The sequence below is a fragment of the Ruegeria sp. AA3 genome (genome assembly GCF_056542905.1).
In genome coordinates, this window is sequence record NZ_JBQGAQ010000007.1 from 217,398 (window position 1) to 232,208 (window position 14,811).

At 57.0% G+C, this 14,811-nt stretch carries 13 protein-coding genes, 1 tRNA gene and 1 pseudogene; 13 read left to right on the plus strand and 2 right to left on the minus strand.

All coding sequences use genetic code 11. From position 1 onward, the window contains the following. Nucleotides 1-4: 4 nt before the first annotated feature. Nucleotides 5-883 (minus strand): LysR family transcriptional regulator, encoded by an 879-nt coding sequence (locus tag ACR0JR_RS14280; protein WP_480456703.1) that lies wholly within the window; start codon nt 881-883, stop codon nt 5-7. 100 nt (nt 884-983) lie between these two features. Between ACR0JR_RS14280 and ACR0JR_RS14285 the strand changes: the two genes are divergently transcribed. The 7 genes and pseudogenes from ACR0JR_RS14285 to ACR0JR_RS14315 all read left to right on the plus strand — a co-directional run bounded on the left by ACR0JR_RS14285 (nt 984) and on the right by ACR0JR_RS14315 (nt 9,567). Beyond that, nucleotides 984-2,426 (plus strand): aldehyde dehydrogenase family protein, encoded by a 1,443-nt coding sequence (locus ACR0JR_RS14285; RefSeq protein ID WP_480456704.1) that lies wholly within the window; start codon nt 984-986, stop codon nt 2,424-2,426. Further along, entirely contained in the window at nt 2,426-3,403 is a 978-nt protein-coding gene (locus ACR0JR_RS14290) for a membrane dipeptidase (RefSeq protein ID WP_480456705.1), read from the plus strand. The genes ACR0JR_RS14285 and ACR0JR_RS14290 overlap by 1 nt, the downstream gene beginning before the upstream one ends. After that, nucleotides 3,400-5,085, plus strand: coding sequence for a hypothetical protein (locus ACR0JR_RS14295; RefSeq protein ID WP_480456706.1), 1,686 nt, complete (start codon nt 3,400-3,402; stop codon nt 5,083-5,085). The genes ACR0JR_RS14290 and ACR0JR_RS14295 overlap by 4 nt, the downstream gene beginning before the upstream one ends. Beyond that, nucleotides 5,082-5,711 carry a DUF3726 domain-containing protein gene (locus ACR0JR_RS14300; RefSeq protein WP_480456707.1) on the plus strand — a complete coding sequence of 210 codons (630 nt, stop codon included), beginning with the start codon at nt 5,082-5,084 and terminating at the stop codon, nt 5,709-5,711. The genes ACR0JR_RS14295 and ACR0JR_RS14300 overlap by 4 nt, the downstream gene beginning before the upstream one ends. A 12-nt stretch (nt 5,712-5,723) precedes the next feature. Further along, nucleotides 5,724-6,734, plus strand: coding sequence for an Ldh family oxidoreductase (locus ACR0JR_RS14305; protein ID WP_170771378.1), 1,011 nt, complete (start codon nt 5,724-5,726; stop codon nt 6,732-6,734). 77 nt (nt 6,735-6,811) lie between these two features. Continuing rightward, on the plus strand, nt 6,812-8,626 hold the full coding sequence (locus ACR0JR_RS14310; protein ID WP_010441063.1) for a BCCT family transporter: 1,815 nt from the start codon (nt 6,812-6,814) through the stop codon (nt 8,624-8,626). A 326-nt stretch (nt 8,627-8,952) separates the two neighbouring features. Continuing rightward, a pseudogene (locus tag ACR0JR_RS14315) lies at nt 8,953-9,567 on the plus strand (HupE/UreJ family protein). Between the two features lie 576 nt (nt 9,568-10,143). On the opposite strand, the gene ACR0JR_RS14320 reads toward ACR0JR_RS14315, so the two are convergent. Then, nucleotides 10,144-10,218: transfer RNA gene (locus ACR0JR_RS14320), tRNA-Thr, on the minus strand. A gap of 230 nt (nt 10,219-10,448) precedes the next feature. Between ACR0JR_RS14320 and ACR0JR_RS14325 the strand changes: the two genes are divergently transcribed. The 6 genes from ACR0JR_RS14325 (at nt 10,449) to ACR0JR_RS14350 (ending at nt 14,809) form a co-directional block, all read left to right on the plus strand. Next, nucleotides 10,449-10,604, plus strand: a complete 156-nt coding sequence (locus tag ACR0JR_RS14325; RefSeq protein ID WP_480456708.1) for a hypothetical protein — start codon at nt 10,449-10,451, stop codon at nt 10,602-10,604. 6 nt (nt 10,605-10,610) lie between these two features. Then, nucleotides 10,611-11,879 carry a UDP-N-acetylglucosamine 1-carboxyvinyltransferase gene (gene murA, locus ACR0JR_RS14330; RefSeq protein WP_170475993.1) on the plus strand — a complete coding sequence of 423 codons (1,269 nt, stop codon included), beginning with the start codon at nt 10,611-10,613 and terminating at the stop codon, nt 11,877-11,879. Further along, nucleotides 11,876-12,352 carry a DUF2948 family protein gene (locus ACR0JR_RS14335; RefSeq protein ID WP_480456709.1) on the plus strand — a complete coding sequence of 159 codons (477 nt, stop codon included), beginning with the start codon at nt 11,876-11,878 and terminating at the stop codon, nt 12,350-12,352. Before murA ends, ACR0JR_RS14335 begins: the two co-directional genes overlap by 4 nt. Further along, complete coding sequence (locus ACR0JR_RS14340; protein ID WP_480456710.1) at nt 12,349-12,870, plus strand: GNAT family N-acetyltransferase; 522 nt, start codon at nt 12,349-12,351, stop codon at nt 12,868-12,870. Before ACR0JR_RS14335 ends, ACR0JR_RS14340 begins: the two co-directional genes overlap by 4 nt. 60 nt (nt 12,871-12,930) lie before the next feature. Next, nucleotides 12,931-14,232, plus strand: a complete 1,302-nt coding sequence (gene hisD, locus ACR0JR_RS14345; protein ID WP_480456711.1) for a histidinol dehydrogenase — start codon at nt 12,931-12,933, stop codon at nt 14,230-14,232. A 97-nt stretch (nt 14,233-14,329) separates the two neighbouring features. Then, nucleotides 14,330-14,809 (plus strand): UPF0262 family protein, encoded by a 480-nt coding sequence (locus ACR0JR_RS14350; protein WP_170546521.1) that lies wholly within the window; start codon nt 14,330-14,332, stop codon nt 14,807-14,809. Nucleotides 14,810-14,811: the final 2 nt, after the last annotated feature.

Consider the following 14,811-nt stretch of genomic DNA (forward strand, 5'->3'; position numbering starts at 1 on the left):
AATCCTATTTCTTGGCGAAATCGCATGACAATATGAAAGTGCTGCACTGTTCGGTCAGGTTCTGAAACCGCGACCGTTCGCGGACATACAGATAGACCTGCCTCTTGTCGTCAAGATCCACGATAGGGCGGAAAGCGACCGCCTCTGGCAGGAATTCCGCCACGGTTTGGGGCAAAACAGTGATCCAATTACCGGATCGAACCAGAGTGATCAGTGAATGTGTATTGTGTATTGTGATCGCGGCATTTTCGGTGGCTGACAGGAACGCTGGCGATTGAATGAGATCGCAAAGCCTATTTCGCACAAATGGCGCGGTTGGGATATCAGCGATGCTCAGCGGTTTTGCACTTGTGATCAGGTCATGATCTGAGGCGGCGACAAGTCCAAATGGATCCTGAAATAGTGGAAGAGCGCGAACACCATTCAATGGATGATATCCCGATGCAATGCCGATATCGGCCTGATCCTGCGCAATCGCGTCGAGCACCTGTTGCGTATCCGAGTCACGCAGTTCGATCTTAACACCTGGGAATTGGCTGGTCATGTATTCCAGCAGGGGCGGAAATATCAACGCCCCGACCGAAGGGACGGATACGATCCTGATCAGACCTTGTTGAGCCTGTGCCGCCGAATCGATGTTCTGGACGGTCTGGTCAAATTGGCGGATCTGTTTCAGGGCAAGTTCGAATACCTGCTCACCCAGCGGCGATAGCTGGTTTTTTCGCTCGCCTTCAAACAGTTTCTTACCCAGATGGTCTTCGAGCTGTTTCAGCGTCATTGAGATGGCTGATTGCGTTCGGCCAAGGCGATCGGCTGCCTCGACCAGATTGCCGGTCTGCGCGACGGTGCAAAAGCATCGCAACATTTCGATTTTGATGGCCAATATTCAGTTTCCTTGAAGTTTGTTTAAGTTATTTGAGTTTGACTGATGCGCCCCCGAAAATCCATCCTGTGACAAACGAATTCTGACTCTGGGGCGCATTGTGACCAAACTGAACCTAATCGCTGGCGAATGGCTGGCAGGCGAAAGCGAAATTGAAAACCGGAACCCTTCTGATCTGACCGATCTGGTCGGCATGTTCGCGCAGGCCAGCGGCGACCAGCTTGAGGCGACACTGGATAAGGCACGCGTGGCACAGGCGGAATGGGCCGCCTACGGGCTGGAGCGCAAGCAAGCAGTTCTTAACGCAATCGGCAATGAATTGATGGCGCGCGCCGAGGAACTGGGCACGCTGCTCAGCCGGGAAGAGGGCAAACCACTGGCCGAAGGCAAGGGCGAAGTTTATCGCGCCGGTCAGTTCTTCACGTACTACGCTGCAGAATGTCTGCGTCAGATCGGTGAGAACGCAGATTCTGTGCGCCCTGATATCGAGGTGGATGTGCGTCGCGAAGCCGTTGGCGTTGTTGCGATCATCAGCCCGTGGAACTTCCCAACTGCGACGGCCTCGTGGAAGATCGCACCGGCGCTGTGCTATGGCAACGCTGTCGTCTGGAAGCCTGCCAACATCACCCCGGCCTCGGCAGTGGCCTTGACCGAGATCATCGAGCGTCAGGATATTCCCAAAGGATTGTTCAGCCTCGTTATGGGGTCAGGGCGCTCAATCGGGCAGCGTCTTGTTGAAAGCCCCAAGGTCAATGCAATCTCGTTCACCGGATCGGTCCCGGTGGGCAAGGCCATCGCCGCAGCGGCCATACAGAATCTGACGAAGGTTCAGATGGAAATGGGGTCCAAGAACGCACTGGCGGTTATGGACGATGCCGATCTAGATCTGGCGGTTTCGCTGGCATTGGGCGGCGCGTTTGGTGGCACCGGTCAGAAATGCACGGCCTCGTCGCGGCTAGTGGTTCACGCGGGCATTCACGATGCATTTGTCGAGAAACTGGTTGCAGGCGCGCAGGCGATGAAGGTCGGCCATGCACTAGAAGAAGGCGTTCAGATGGGCCCCGTCGTCAGCCAACAACAACTGGGCGAGAACCTCGCTTATGTTGATCTGGGCAAATCCGAAGGCGCGGAACTGGCCTGCGGTGGTCAGCGTCTTGAGATGCCGCATGACGGCTTCTACATGTCGCCGGGCGTGTTCCTGAACACCAATAATGACATGCGTATCAACCGCGAGGAAATGTTCGCGCCTTTGACCAGCGTCATCAAGGTCAGCAGCTATGACGAGGCGCTGAGCGTGGTCAATGACACCAATTTCGGTCTGACTTCGGGCATCGTTACTAAATCTCTGGCACGTGCCACTCACTTCCGCCGCAATGCCCGCACGGGTGTTGTTACTGTTAACCTGCCCACCGCAGGCACCGATTACCATGTGCCTTTCGGTGGGCGGGGTGACAGTTCTTACGGTCCGCGTGAACAGGGCAAGGCAGCGGCGGAGTTCTACACCACCGTCAAAACCGCCTATATCAGCGCAGGCCCTGTCTGATGCTGATCGATGGCCTGCAATATGCCAACTGGTCGGAGAAGATCTTCCGGCAACTGCGTGAAGGAGGCGTGGACGCCATCCACGTCACCATCGCCTATCATGAAAACTTTCGCGAAACCGTTCTGAACTTTGAAAAGTGGAATCGTTGGTTCGAGCAATATCCGGACCTGATCATGAAAGGCCGCTGGGCCAGCGATATCGACACAGCCCGCGAAACCGGGCGGACGGCAGTGTTCTTCGGTTTCCAGAACCCCAGCCCCATCGAAGACGATATCGGGCTGGTCGAAATCCTGCACGATCTGGGCGCGCGGTTCATGCAATTGACCTATAACAACCAGTCCCTTCTGGCGACTGGGTGTTATGAGGCCGAAGACACCGGCATCACCCGCATGGGCAAGCAGGTGATCAAAGAGATGAACCGTGTGGGGTTGGTGGTTGATATGAGCCATTCGGCGGACCGTTCGACCATCGAAGCGGTAGAACTGTCCGAGCGTCCCATCGCGATCACCCACGCAAACCCCCATGAATGGTCTCCAGCGCTTCGCAACAAGCGGGATGACGTGATCCGGGCGGTGACGGAAAAAGGTGGGATGCTGGGCTTTTCGGTCTATCCTCATCACCTGAGAGACAAGTCCGACTGCACATTGGAAAGCTTTTGCGAGATGATCGTCCGCACCGCTGACAAGTACGGGGCTCAGCATCTGGGGATTGGTACCGACCTGTGTCAGGACCAACCCGATAGCGTGGTCGAATGGATGCGGGTTGGGCGCTGGACAAAAGAGATCGACTATGGCGAAGGCTCGGCTTCTAACGCCGGGTTCCCGCCGATGCCAAACTGGTTCCGCGACAATCGAGATTTTGGCAATATCGAAGCTGGATTGCGTGCCGTTGGCATGAATGCCGAGGAAGTCGCCGGAATCATGGGCGGCAACTGGTATCGGTTCTTTGCAGAGAACTTTGGACCTTATAAACCATGAATACCGTGAACCCAAATATCGAACGCCGCGATCCCGCTACGGTGATGCGCCTTTCGCGTCTGGGCTCGCTTCATCAATGCCGGCTCAGTTTTATGCGCCAGCTCACCCGTCGCATGGCGGCCGAGCAGTGGGTTTTTAGCCGTCCCGTATTCGATATCGGTGACAACGGGGTTGGCCAAGCGGTCTATTCCGCACAAGGACCCAATCGCACTTATTCACTGGTCGCATTCGCCCATGACCTGCCGCCCGAGCAACGCTCGGACCGTGTGATCGCCGAGGCCTGGGATGCCACCTTCACCTTGTTTGATGGTGTTCCCACCAAGGACGATATCCAACGTTTGTCTCGGAACGTACCACTGCAAGAGGCCGGGCGTGTCAGTGAAAACGAGTTGTCGCTGTCGCGTGCCAACCGTTCTGTTCGGTTGTGGGCTCATGTGGTCGACCAGTTGGCTGCGGGCCAGCAACCGGATCTCGCACAGATCTACAAGGTTGGCTATCTGATGCGCACAACTGCGGTTTACGGATCGGGCAAGTTCGGCGCGGCGGATCGGGAAAAGATCGCTGATCGCCCCGAGGTCAGCGGCCCGTTTCAGGCCGAGATGCTGTCGGTATATCTGACGCGAATATTCGTCCGTGATCTGGTGCAGCATATGGCAAATGCCAAGGGTGGTACGCAGACCGCGCAGCTTGACCCCGATATCGCCCGCTGGCTGGGGATCGGCAACTCGACGGGATTGGGCATGGCGCCTTTCATCGTCAATCACCCGATCCTGTTCAACAACTGGATCATGGTCCGTGAAGAGGCCATCGCACGCGTTCGGTCCCTTGATGCCGCCACAGACGCCGAAGTTGCCATGTTCCGCGAGATTTTCGAGCGCAGTAAATTGTCGATCTCGTGGTGGCGGTCCGAGCACCCGATCCAGATTGAAAAACTCGCCGCACTGAATGCCGATCTGGGCGCGATAGACGCGCATCTCGATCAGACCCATCTGACGGAAAATCAGCCCTGGGATCGCCTGATCCTGTGGTCCCGGACCGCGCTTAGCGAAGAAGGGCAAGAGTTGCTGGCTTCTTTGATCCTTGAACCATATGGCGAGTTGGTGGACGGGCTGGCCTGCTGCATGGCGGATGGCAATAGCGCGGCCTTTACAATTGACGGCGCGATGCCAGTCGCACAGGTGCGCGACCTGATCCGCTCCAGTTTTGGCTGGGCGCTCGAACTCGACTGGTCGGCGCCTGAACACTGTGCGCGCGCCTGGTATGTGTCGGAAGAAAAGCTTGAGCCTCGTTTGGGGGAACGGTTTGAAGAACCGATAGAGGAGTATGAGCAACCTCTTGCTCCGGCACGTGATTCCGCGCTTGCCGATAAGGCTTTGGCGGACTGGCCGGGCGAAAGTCCGATCGCCGAATTCCTGCTGCGCCACCCTGAACACCGCCACACCGTACGTCGTGCGCAGATGAGCCGTCTGGCACCATATGGCGAAATCAGCGACAATACGATCAGCGCGGAGGTCCTGCCGATCGACATGTTGCGCGCCAAATTGTCGTTCTTTGGTGCCACGCATTTCGACCCGCGCTCGGATCGTTGGGTGCGTATTTGCATGTATTCGGGGGCACCTTACCCCGAGGAACTGAGTCCGGAAAACGCGGATTTGTGGGTGTATCCGGAGCGCGCCCAATGAGTTTTTCCCTTAATGAAATCGAAGCCACGGCCAAGCGCGCAACGCGGGGTGCGGGCTATGCCTGGGGCATCTCTGAAGAGGCCGCAAAAGCGACGCGATGGCTCTGTGCGCAGGGGCTGGACGGAACGGTCGAATTGTCGCGCGTGCTGGAAGGCGAGTTTGCCGGGTCACTGGAAGATCATGTTCCCGCAGGGCTGGACGGAGACTGGGTTGGTCACAAAGACCTATGCCCACTGATGGTCGGTGCTCTGCTTTCCGACTGTGCGCACATGCTGTTGGCAGGCCCGATCCGGATCAGACAGGTTGCTTCGTCAATGATGCTACTGCCATTTGCGGCCTATGCTGCGCGCATGCACAACACGGTGGTTTCAGTCACGGCGGGCGATTTCAGGGCTTTGACGGATGGTGCGAGATTGATGCCGAGAAACGACTGCCCGATTCGCGCGGATCATGTCGAGGTTGCATTTAGCGACCTACCGATCGAGCCGTGTTCACGACAGACGCGTGCAACGCCTGATCCGGCGGCATGGACGATACTCAACCGTTTTGCCCATCTTACCTATGCTCCTGCGACTGAAGAATCCCGTTTGCTCGGCGCAGGGGCCGGGCTTTCTGACAATGACTGAAAAGAGACAGACATGATTGAAACCCGCACCCTTTCACTTGCTGAAATTGAAGACCTGTCCTTTCGCGCGCTGGTGGCTGCGGGGACGAGCGAAGAAAACGCGCGTCCCTTGGCGGTTGCGACCGCGGCAACCGAGGCTGACGGGGTTGCCAGCCATGGTCTGGCCTATATCCCGATCTACTGTGAGCATGTTCAATGCGGCAAGGTTGATGGGCTGGCACAGCCCGTTCTGGCGCAGCCACGCCCCGGCGTCGTTACAGTCGATGCTGCCACCGGATTTGCGCATTCCGCCATTGAAGCCGGGTTCGACGCCTTGATCCCCGCTGCCCGCGCGCAGGGGATTGCGGCGCTGGCGATCAGAAACAGCTATAACTGCGGCGTTCTTGGATATCACACTTATCGTCTGGCGCAGGCCGGCCTGGTTGGTCTGGGTTTCACCAACGCTCCGGCCTCAATTGCGCCCTCCGGCGGGGCCAAGCCGGTGGTCGGCACCAATCCGTTTTCAATCGCCGCTCCGGGCACGGACGGCCAGCCCGCCCTATTGATTGACCAGAGCGCCAGCACCATCGCCAAAAGCGAAGTCATGAAACACGCGCGTGAAGGCAGGCCGATCCCTGTTGGTTGGGCACTGGACGATGAAGGAAATCCAACCACTGATCCGAATGTGGGCCTCAAGGGTTCGATGGCGCCGTCGGGTGGTTATAAAGGTGTTGGCATCGCGCTGCTGACCGAAGTTCTGGCTGCTGCTCTGACCGGCGCGACTTTGGGAATCCACGCCTCTCCGTTTTCTGGCACGGCCGGTGGTCCGCCGAAGACGGGGCAGTTCTTTATTGCGATTGACGCAAATGCGACGGCGAATGACGCATTTTCAACAGGAATTGTCGATCTTGTCGAAGCGATCCGGTCGCAAGAGGGCGCACATTTGCCCGGAGATGGCCGCCGTGCAAAGCGACTGGCAGCTAAATCTGATGGCGTTGCGGTGAACGTAGCGACACTTAGCAAAATTGAGGCCCTGCTGACTTAGGGCTTTGTGGCGCAAATCCGGGGTGCCAGAAGAGAATGACCTGGAAATCGGGACACGTGCGAACAGGGAGGAATCACATGTCTATGAAGGATCCTTTTACCGATCTGGAGATCAAGCGATCTTCGGGTGGGTTTTACGAAGGCCACAGCGTTGAAATTGCCTTGCTCAGCAAGTCAATCATGGTCGCGCTGGTGATCTGGGCATTGGTCTGGCCTGCTAATGCAAACGGTGTTCTTGGCAGCCTGAACTCTCGCCTGCTGGAAGACTTTAACGCCTTCTATATCATCATCGTCGGCTTCTTTGCCTTTTTCCTGTTTGTTGTGGCTGCGCTGCCGCAAACTGGTAAACGACTCATGGGGCCGGAAGGTGAAAAACCGGAGTTTTCGGATTTCTCGTGGTTTTCTATGATGTTCGGCGCCGGTCTGGGCGTCGGTCTTATGGTATTTGCCACCGCTGAGCCTCTGGGCCTTTGGGGGTCAAATCCGGTTGTGATCGCCGAACAGGTAGTTGGTAATACCGAAGAGGCACTGCAGTCCGGGTATCGTTATACCTTCCTGCACTACGGGTTTCATGCCTGGGCGATCTATGTCGTGACGGGCTTGTCGCTGGCCTACTATGCCTACACGCGCAACATGCCGCTAACGATCCGCACTGCGCTGACACCTTTGTTCGGTAAGCTGATGAACGGTTTTCTTGGCCACGTCGTGGACGTTCTGGGTGTTGTTGCAACAATCCTGGGTGTCTCGGTAACGATAGGTTTTGGCGTATCACAGTTTATCGACGGTCTTTATGCCATCACCGGTATGGGATGGATCATGGATCTGAACGGAGAAGTGCCGACGCCAAGTACAGTAGGTCTGTTGGCGGGTCTGATCGTCATCATGGGCCTGTCGATCATATCGGCTGTATCGGGAGTTGGTCGTGGCGTTAAGTATCTGTCTAACCTAAATCTAGTGTTGTCTCTGATCCTGCTGCTGGTCTTCGTCGTATTCGGGTCGTTCCTGTTTGCAATGACCACCTATGCAACGGCGTTCATCGACTACATCCTGCATTTCATCTCGCTCAGCTTTGGCGCGTTCAACCCGCAGTCAGCGGCAGCATTTGATGCAGCGTTGCCAAGCGAAGCTGCCCCATTTGCCGATGCCCTGTACAGCGGTGCAACCAACCCCTGGGGTTCGTTTGACGGGTTCAAATCAGGACTTGAAGGCGACGCCGCAGCCCTGCCTGAATCCGTTCTCGCTTCGGTCTATGCCGCTGGTGACCCCGGGCGTCAGTTTGGTTGGCAGGCAGGTTGGACCACGTTCTACTGGGCCTGGTGGATCGCGTTCTCGCCCTTCGTGGGCCTGTTCCTAGCGCGCATATCCAAAGGGCGTTCGGTTCGTGAGTTCATCGTTGGCTGTGTATTCGCACCAGCGCTGGTCTGCTTTGCATGGATGACCATTTTGGGTGGCACCGCGATCGATCTGGAACTGAACGGCACGGCCGAAGGCGCCATCATCGGTGCATCGAACACCGCCAAGCTGTTTGTAACCCTGCAAGAGATGATTTCGGGCGGGTTGCTGTCCGGCATCACCGTGATGTGCGTCGTATTGATCATGACGTTCCTGGTCACATCGGCGGACTCGGGCATTCTGGTGATGAACACCATCATGTCGGGTGGCGATCAGAATATCGGCAACAAGCACAAGATCATCTGGGGTCTGATCCTGACGGCTGTGATCGGTGCGCTGATCCTGGCTGCGGGTGAGAACAACCCGATGGACGCGTTGCGAAACGCGATGATCATCGGAGCATTGCCATTTACGATGGTGATGGGGCTGATGTGCGTGGCGCTTGCCAAGGCGCTGTATCGCGACGGATTGCGGCAAAAGCACGCTGCACCGGCTGAATAAGCTGTTGTGCCGGGCGGTCGCGATGCGGTCGCCCGGCATCATTTCGGTATTTGGCGTCGCCCATCTCCGACTACCCCCTCTGCATCGAATCACGCACTTAAGCTACGCCACGTAACCGGAAGATACGCAGACAAGAAAATGGCTGTCTGGCTCGCCGGCAGCATCTGATCCCCTGATTGCATGGTAGGTCATGCCGCCGGTCATTCCCGCGCAAGAAACTGGTGTGGAAATTGGGCAGTTTATCAACAGCCCAAATCAGATCGAAATGGCATTCATCTTCGAACAGTAACGGGCAGGATGTTCGGACATTTCGTGCGCGGGGCCTGATGCATACCCCGGTCGAAGTTTCCGGATCAGCGACCGCGGCCGCTTCGACCTTCTTTGTCGAAGGCATTCGGCATATTTTGGAAGGTCCCGATCACGTTCTGTTTGTGCTTTGCATGATCATCGGTGCATTGAACTTACACAGCCTATTAGCCCGCGTCACAGGGTTTACATTGGGCCACACGATAACACTGATTTTGGGTTTTTTTGGCTTCGCGCCGAGCGGAGCGTGGTTCATCCCAACTGTCGAGTTGGCAATAGCACTTTCAATTATCTACGCTGCTGCGATGGCGGTTTGGCCACCAGAGAAAGGACACGGCGACCTGAAGGCTTTTTCCATCACGTCCGCGATTGGGTTGCTGCACGGGTTTGGTTTTTCCTTCATGTAGCATCAAATTCTACGAGTTGATGCACCAAACGTTTGGCACAGCTTGCTGGCCTTCAATGTTGGAGTAGAGGCTGGACAAGTCATGATCGTTCTATTGGTCTGGCCCCTGGTGTTGTTGCTGCGTAAACAACCAGGCCGTATCTGGATCAGCTCTCGCGCTGCCGTTGCCGCGTGCGCAAGTCTGGTCGCGATGGTTTGGGTAGTTGAACGGGCAGAGTTCTTTCTCTGATACCTGTTCTGTGAATTTTGTACTGGTTTGCGCAATAAGCCGACCTTCACTAAGATTCGTTGAACCTCAGCTTTGTCCGCAACCTGGTCTTAGTCACATATCTCGCTAGTGTCTGCTCTGGGTCAGAGCTGCCGTTGAGGCTGGGACCCGTTTGTAGGTCCGGAGCATAGCGGGACGCTACCTCAATTTCTGAGCGAGCAGCAAAAAGGCAGAAGGACAAACGTTAGGAACAGACGAAGAAAGTTTAACCCTTTCAGCGAATGCCCGGGCGCTCAAGGCGTTTTCAGTTTGCAGGCACTTCTTCCTCTTTAGTTCTCCACACGTTGGAAGCCACTCGATCTGCAGCCTCTAAAACTGTAGGTTGCGTGAACCTGTTGAGCTCATCTCCAAACGTATCTTGGATTTGAAAGAGCCAAAGGGCTAACTATACGCCCTTTCAGCCACGACCATCAATCTCAGCACGTACTGTAGTAAGCTCGGCCCAAATTAATTGGGAGGCAGCGGAGAACACGCGTTCCCCGACTAAAAATACTGCACCATACGCGGTGTGAAAATCATTTTAATTTCTGAGGGTTATGGTGCTGCTGCGGAGATTTGAACTCCGGACCTCTCCCTTACCAAGGGAGTGCTCTACCCCTGAGCTACAGCAGCTTACCGTTTTTTCGGGCTCGCGAGCAAATGCCCTACTAATGCCCTACTAATTTTTCCTCCACGCTGCTAACTCGATGTTCGAACACTCAATTTTGGAATGGACCCACCCATTACCAAGGGAGTGTTCTACCTCTGAGCTACAGCAGCGCTGTGGGCGGGTGATTAGACTCAAACGAAACGCGGCGCAAGGGTGTCTGGACGGTTTTTTTCCACTGCTGTAGAGAAAGACAATGGCAGACAAAAATTCACCCAAAAAACACGGCAAATCCGGGGAAACGCGCGAGGACCGTTTGAAGGCGGCTCTGAAGGCGAATATGGCGCGGCGTAAGGCACAGGCGAAAGCGCGGGCAGCGTCCGGGGACAAGGCCGACAAGGACGAGGGATAAGAGCAGATGGATTCGATTCTGGTGACGGGCAACGGCCCGCTGAGTGGGCAGATTCCCATTGCAGGGGCGAAGAACGCGTGTCTGACGTTAATGCCTGCGACGTTGCTCAGCGAAGAACCGCTGACGCTGACCAATGCGCCGCGCCTTAGTGACATCAAGACAATGACCGCTTTGCTTCAATCTCTTGGGGCTGAAGTGTCCGCATTGCAGGATGGGCAGGTGATTGCGATGTCGAGCCACAGTCTGACCAGCCATGTTGCTGATTATGACATCGTTCGTAAGATGCGCGCTTCGAATCTGGTGCTCGGTCCCTTGCTTGCGCGGTTTGGGCAGGCGGTTGTCTCGTTGCCCGGTGGCTGCGCGATCGGCGCGCGCCCGATGGATTTGCATGTCGAAGGGTTAGAGGCGCTGGGTGCCGAAATCGAATTGAAAGATGGCTATCTACACGCCAAGGCACCCGGTGGTCTGAAAGGTGCCGTGCACGAAATGCGATTTGCCTCGGTTGGTGCGACTGAGAATATCGTCATGGCCGCCACGCTGGCCAAGGGTACGACTGTACTCAAGAACGCTGCGCGCGAGCCTGAGATTGTCGATCTGGTAGAATGCCTGCGCAAGATGGGCGCGCAAATCTCCGGTGAGGGTAGTTCGACCATCGAAATCCAAGGTGTCGACCGGCTGCGCGGTGCCACCCATCAGGTGGTTACCGACCGGATCGAGTTAGGCACTTATATGCTGGCCCCTGCGATCTGCGGAGGCGAGGTCGAGCTGTTAGGTGGCCGTATGCGGCTGGTCGAAAGTTTTGCTGCCAAGTTGGATGCGGCAGGGGTCAGTGTGGCAGAGACCGACAAAGGCCTGAAAGTGACGCGCAAGAACGGGCGCGTAAGCTCGGTTGATGTTGTTACCGAACCGTTCCCCGGATTTCCGACTGATTTGCAGGCGCAGATGATGGCGCTGATGTGCACAGCCGAGGGAACTTCGGTGCTTGAGGAACGCATCTTTGAAAATCGATTTATGCACGCCCCCGAATTGGTGCGCATGGGTGCCAATATCGAGGTGCATGGTGGCACGGCCACCGTCACCGGGGTTGAGCGCTTGAAAGGCGCGCCGGTGATGGCGACCGATCTGCGGGCTTCGGTCTCGTTGATCCTTGCCGGATTGGCGGCGGAAGGTGAAACGGTGGTCAGCCGGGTCTATCATCTGGATCGCGGATATGAACATGTGGTGCGCAAGCTGGAAGGCGTGGGCGCAAAGATCGAACGGATTAAGGGTCAATGACAGACGCGAGTTTCAAAGACGGCCGCGAGGCACCGCTGAACCTTGGGGCCGAGGATGCTGATGACCTGCAGGTTATCGCGACCCTGACGCAGGACGCGATTTTTCCGGTCACCGAGATTACATGGCGCCCGTCCGAGCGTCGCTTAGCCTTGTTGCTGAATCGCTTTCGGTGGGAAGACAAAGATGCCGCTGCCCGGCGAGGTCGTGCATTCGAACGAGTGCAGGCAGTATTGGTGTTTGATTCCGTTTTGTCCGTGGCCAGCCAAGGTATCGACCGCAGCGATAAGGATATGATCCTGTCCCTGTTGTCGGTTGAATTCGAGCCCGCAGAAGATGGCGCCGGTCAGGTGTTGCTGACGCTCGCTGGCGATGGCGCGATCCGGCTGTCAGTCGAGGCAATAGACGTTACGCTCAAGGACGTTACTCGCCCATACATCGCGCCCTCGGGCCAGGCTCCGCAGCACCCCGAGTGAACAATAAACGTGGCATCGCTCAGGCGTTTTCGAACCCATCTGAGGGTCTAGGATTACGACCCGCAACTGTTTTTGATGTGTTCGGCATGAGCCGGACTCTGACCCGTTCGATCTGCGATCTGTGTCAGGCGGATCATCGGGATGACCCCATGAAGCTTGCCCTATGGACCGCCAACAAGGATCCGGCTGCGATCCGAGACTGGATCGATGCCGGAGCCTCTCTGTGGGTCGCGACAAAAGGGGAGGAGGTTGTAGCGGTTGGCGGACTGCGTGCAGAGGGTGAGATTTCATTACTCTATGTCGATCCAGATCACTCTGGGCAACGAATTGGCGCAACTCTTCTGCATCGGTTGCAGGATGAATTGCGCGCGCAAGGCTGCACAGAGGCGCATTTGCGTGCGACCAAAACCGCGCATAGGTTCTATGTCGCGCAGGGTTGGCAGGAGGCTGGAGACCCCACCGAATGGAACGGCATTCCGCAATATCCGATGCGCAAATCGCTGCATCCAGTGGGCTAAGGGTTGAGGCCACGCGGTCCTGGCGATAAGACCCGTTGAAACGCCTTCGGAGTACCCTACATGCCCGTTTTCCTCGATACGACTGCAGCTGATTTCGAGCCCGCTTTTCAGTCGCTGCTATCCGCAAAACGCGAGGACAGCCCCGATGTGGACGCGGTCGTGGCACAAATCATCGACGATGTGCTGGTCCGAGGCGATGCGGCTGTGATTGAGCTGACCGCGAAATTCGACCGTCTCGAGCTGACGCCCGAGACCATGGCCTTCTCTGCAGATGAGATCGCTGAAGCCGTCGCACGGGTTACGCCAGAGGATCGCGCAGCGCTGGAACTGGCGGCTGACCGCATCAGGGCCTACCACGAAAAACAGATGCCCGAGGACCATCGGTGGACGGATGAGGCCGGGGCGACGCTCGGCTGGCGCTGGTCCGCGGTGTCGGCTGCGGGGCTCTATGTGCCGGGCGGATTGGCGTCATACCCGTCGTCGGTTTTGATGAACGCAATTCCCGCGAAGGTGGCGGGCGTGGACCGGCTGGCCATCGTCGTTCCCACGCCTGATGGTCAGGCGAACCCGTTGGTCCTGCTGGCGGCGCAGCTGTCGGGTGTGGATGAAATCTATCGTATCGGAGGTGCGCAGGCCGTGGCCGCGCTGGCATATGGCACCGAGTCCATTGCGCCGGTCGACAAGATCACCGGGCCGGGCAATGCCTTTGTTGCTGCTGCCAAACGCCGCGTGTTCGGCAAAGTTGGCATCGACATGATCGCCGGTCCCTCGGAAATTCTGGTCATTGCCGACAGGGACAACGACCCCGACTGGGTCGCTTTGGACCTGCTCAGCCAGGCCGAGCATGACGAAAGCGCGCAATCGATACTTATTACTGACGACGCCGGTTTTGGTGAGGCCGTTGCCCAAGCCGTCGAGAAACGTCTTGAGACCCTGCAGCGCCGTACCATCGCAGGTGCCAGTTGGCGTGATTTCGGCGCGGTGATCACCGTACGTGATCTGAATGAGGCCGCTGCACTGTCCAATCGTATCGCCCCCGAGCATCTGGAACTCTGCGTGTCCGACCCAGAGGCTCTGAGCCAGAAAACCATCCACGCAGGTGCCATCTTCCTCGGCCAGTATACGCCCGAAGCCATCGGCGACTATGTCGGCGGCCCTAATCATGTGCTGCCAACCGCGCGTTCGGCGCGATTTTCGTCAGGACTCAGCGTGATGGATTTCCTCAAACGAACCACGCTCAGCCAAATGACGCCTGAGGCTCTCCGCATCATCGGTCCGGCAGCCGAAATGCTTGCGAAGTCGGAAAGCCTTGAGGCGCACGGATTATCGGTTACGGCACGCCTGAACCGGTTGAACGGTTGATGTGACGCAAGGACTTGAGGCGATGCCACTTCTGTGCGTTGCCCATTGAAATCCGTTGTTATAGGTCTGTGCAGACGTAAGGATTGTGACTGTTAAGATGACCCGTATCTCGCATATCGAACTGGATGACCGGAACCTACCCCCGCCGACCCCCGAAATCGAGCAGGAGCGCAAGGTCGCCATCTATGATCTGCTTGAAGAGAATTCGTTCACCCTTCCTTCACGCGACGACCGGGCAACCCCGGACGGGCCATACCACGTGCAACTGTCAATCCGCGACAAACGTCTGGTATTCGACATTGAAACCGAGGCGAGCGAGAAGGCGGCTGAGTTTCATCTGTCGCTGGGGCCGTTCCGCCAAGTGGTCAAAGACTACTTCCAGATTTGCGAGAGCTATTTTAACGCGGTGAAGAACCTGCCGCCCAGTCAGATCGAAACCATCGATATGGCCCGGCGCGGAATCCACAATGAAGGTAGCCGCGTGCTACAGGAACGGCTGGAAGGCAAAGCCGATATCGACACCGACACCGCCCGCCGCCTGTTCACGCTGATCTGCGTGCTGCATTTCGGAGGCTGACG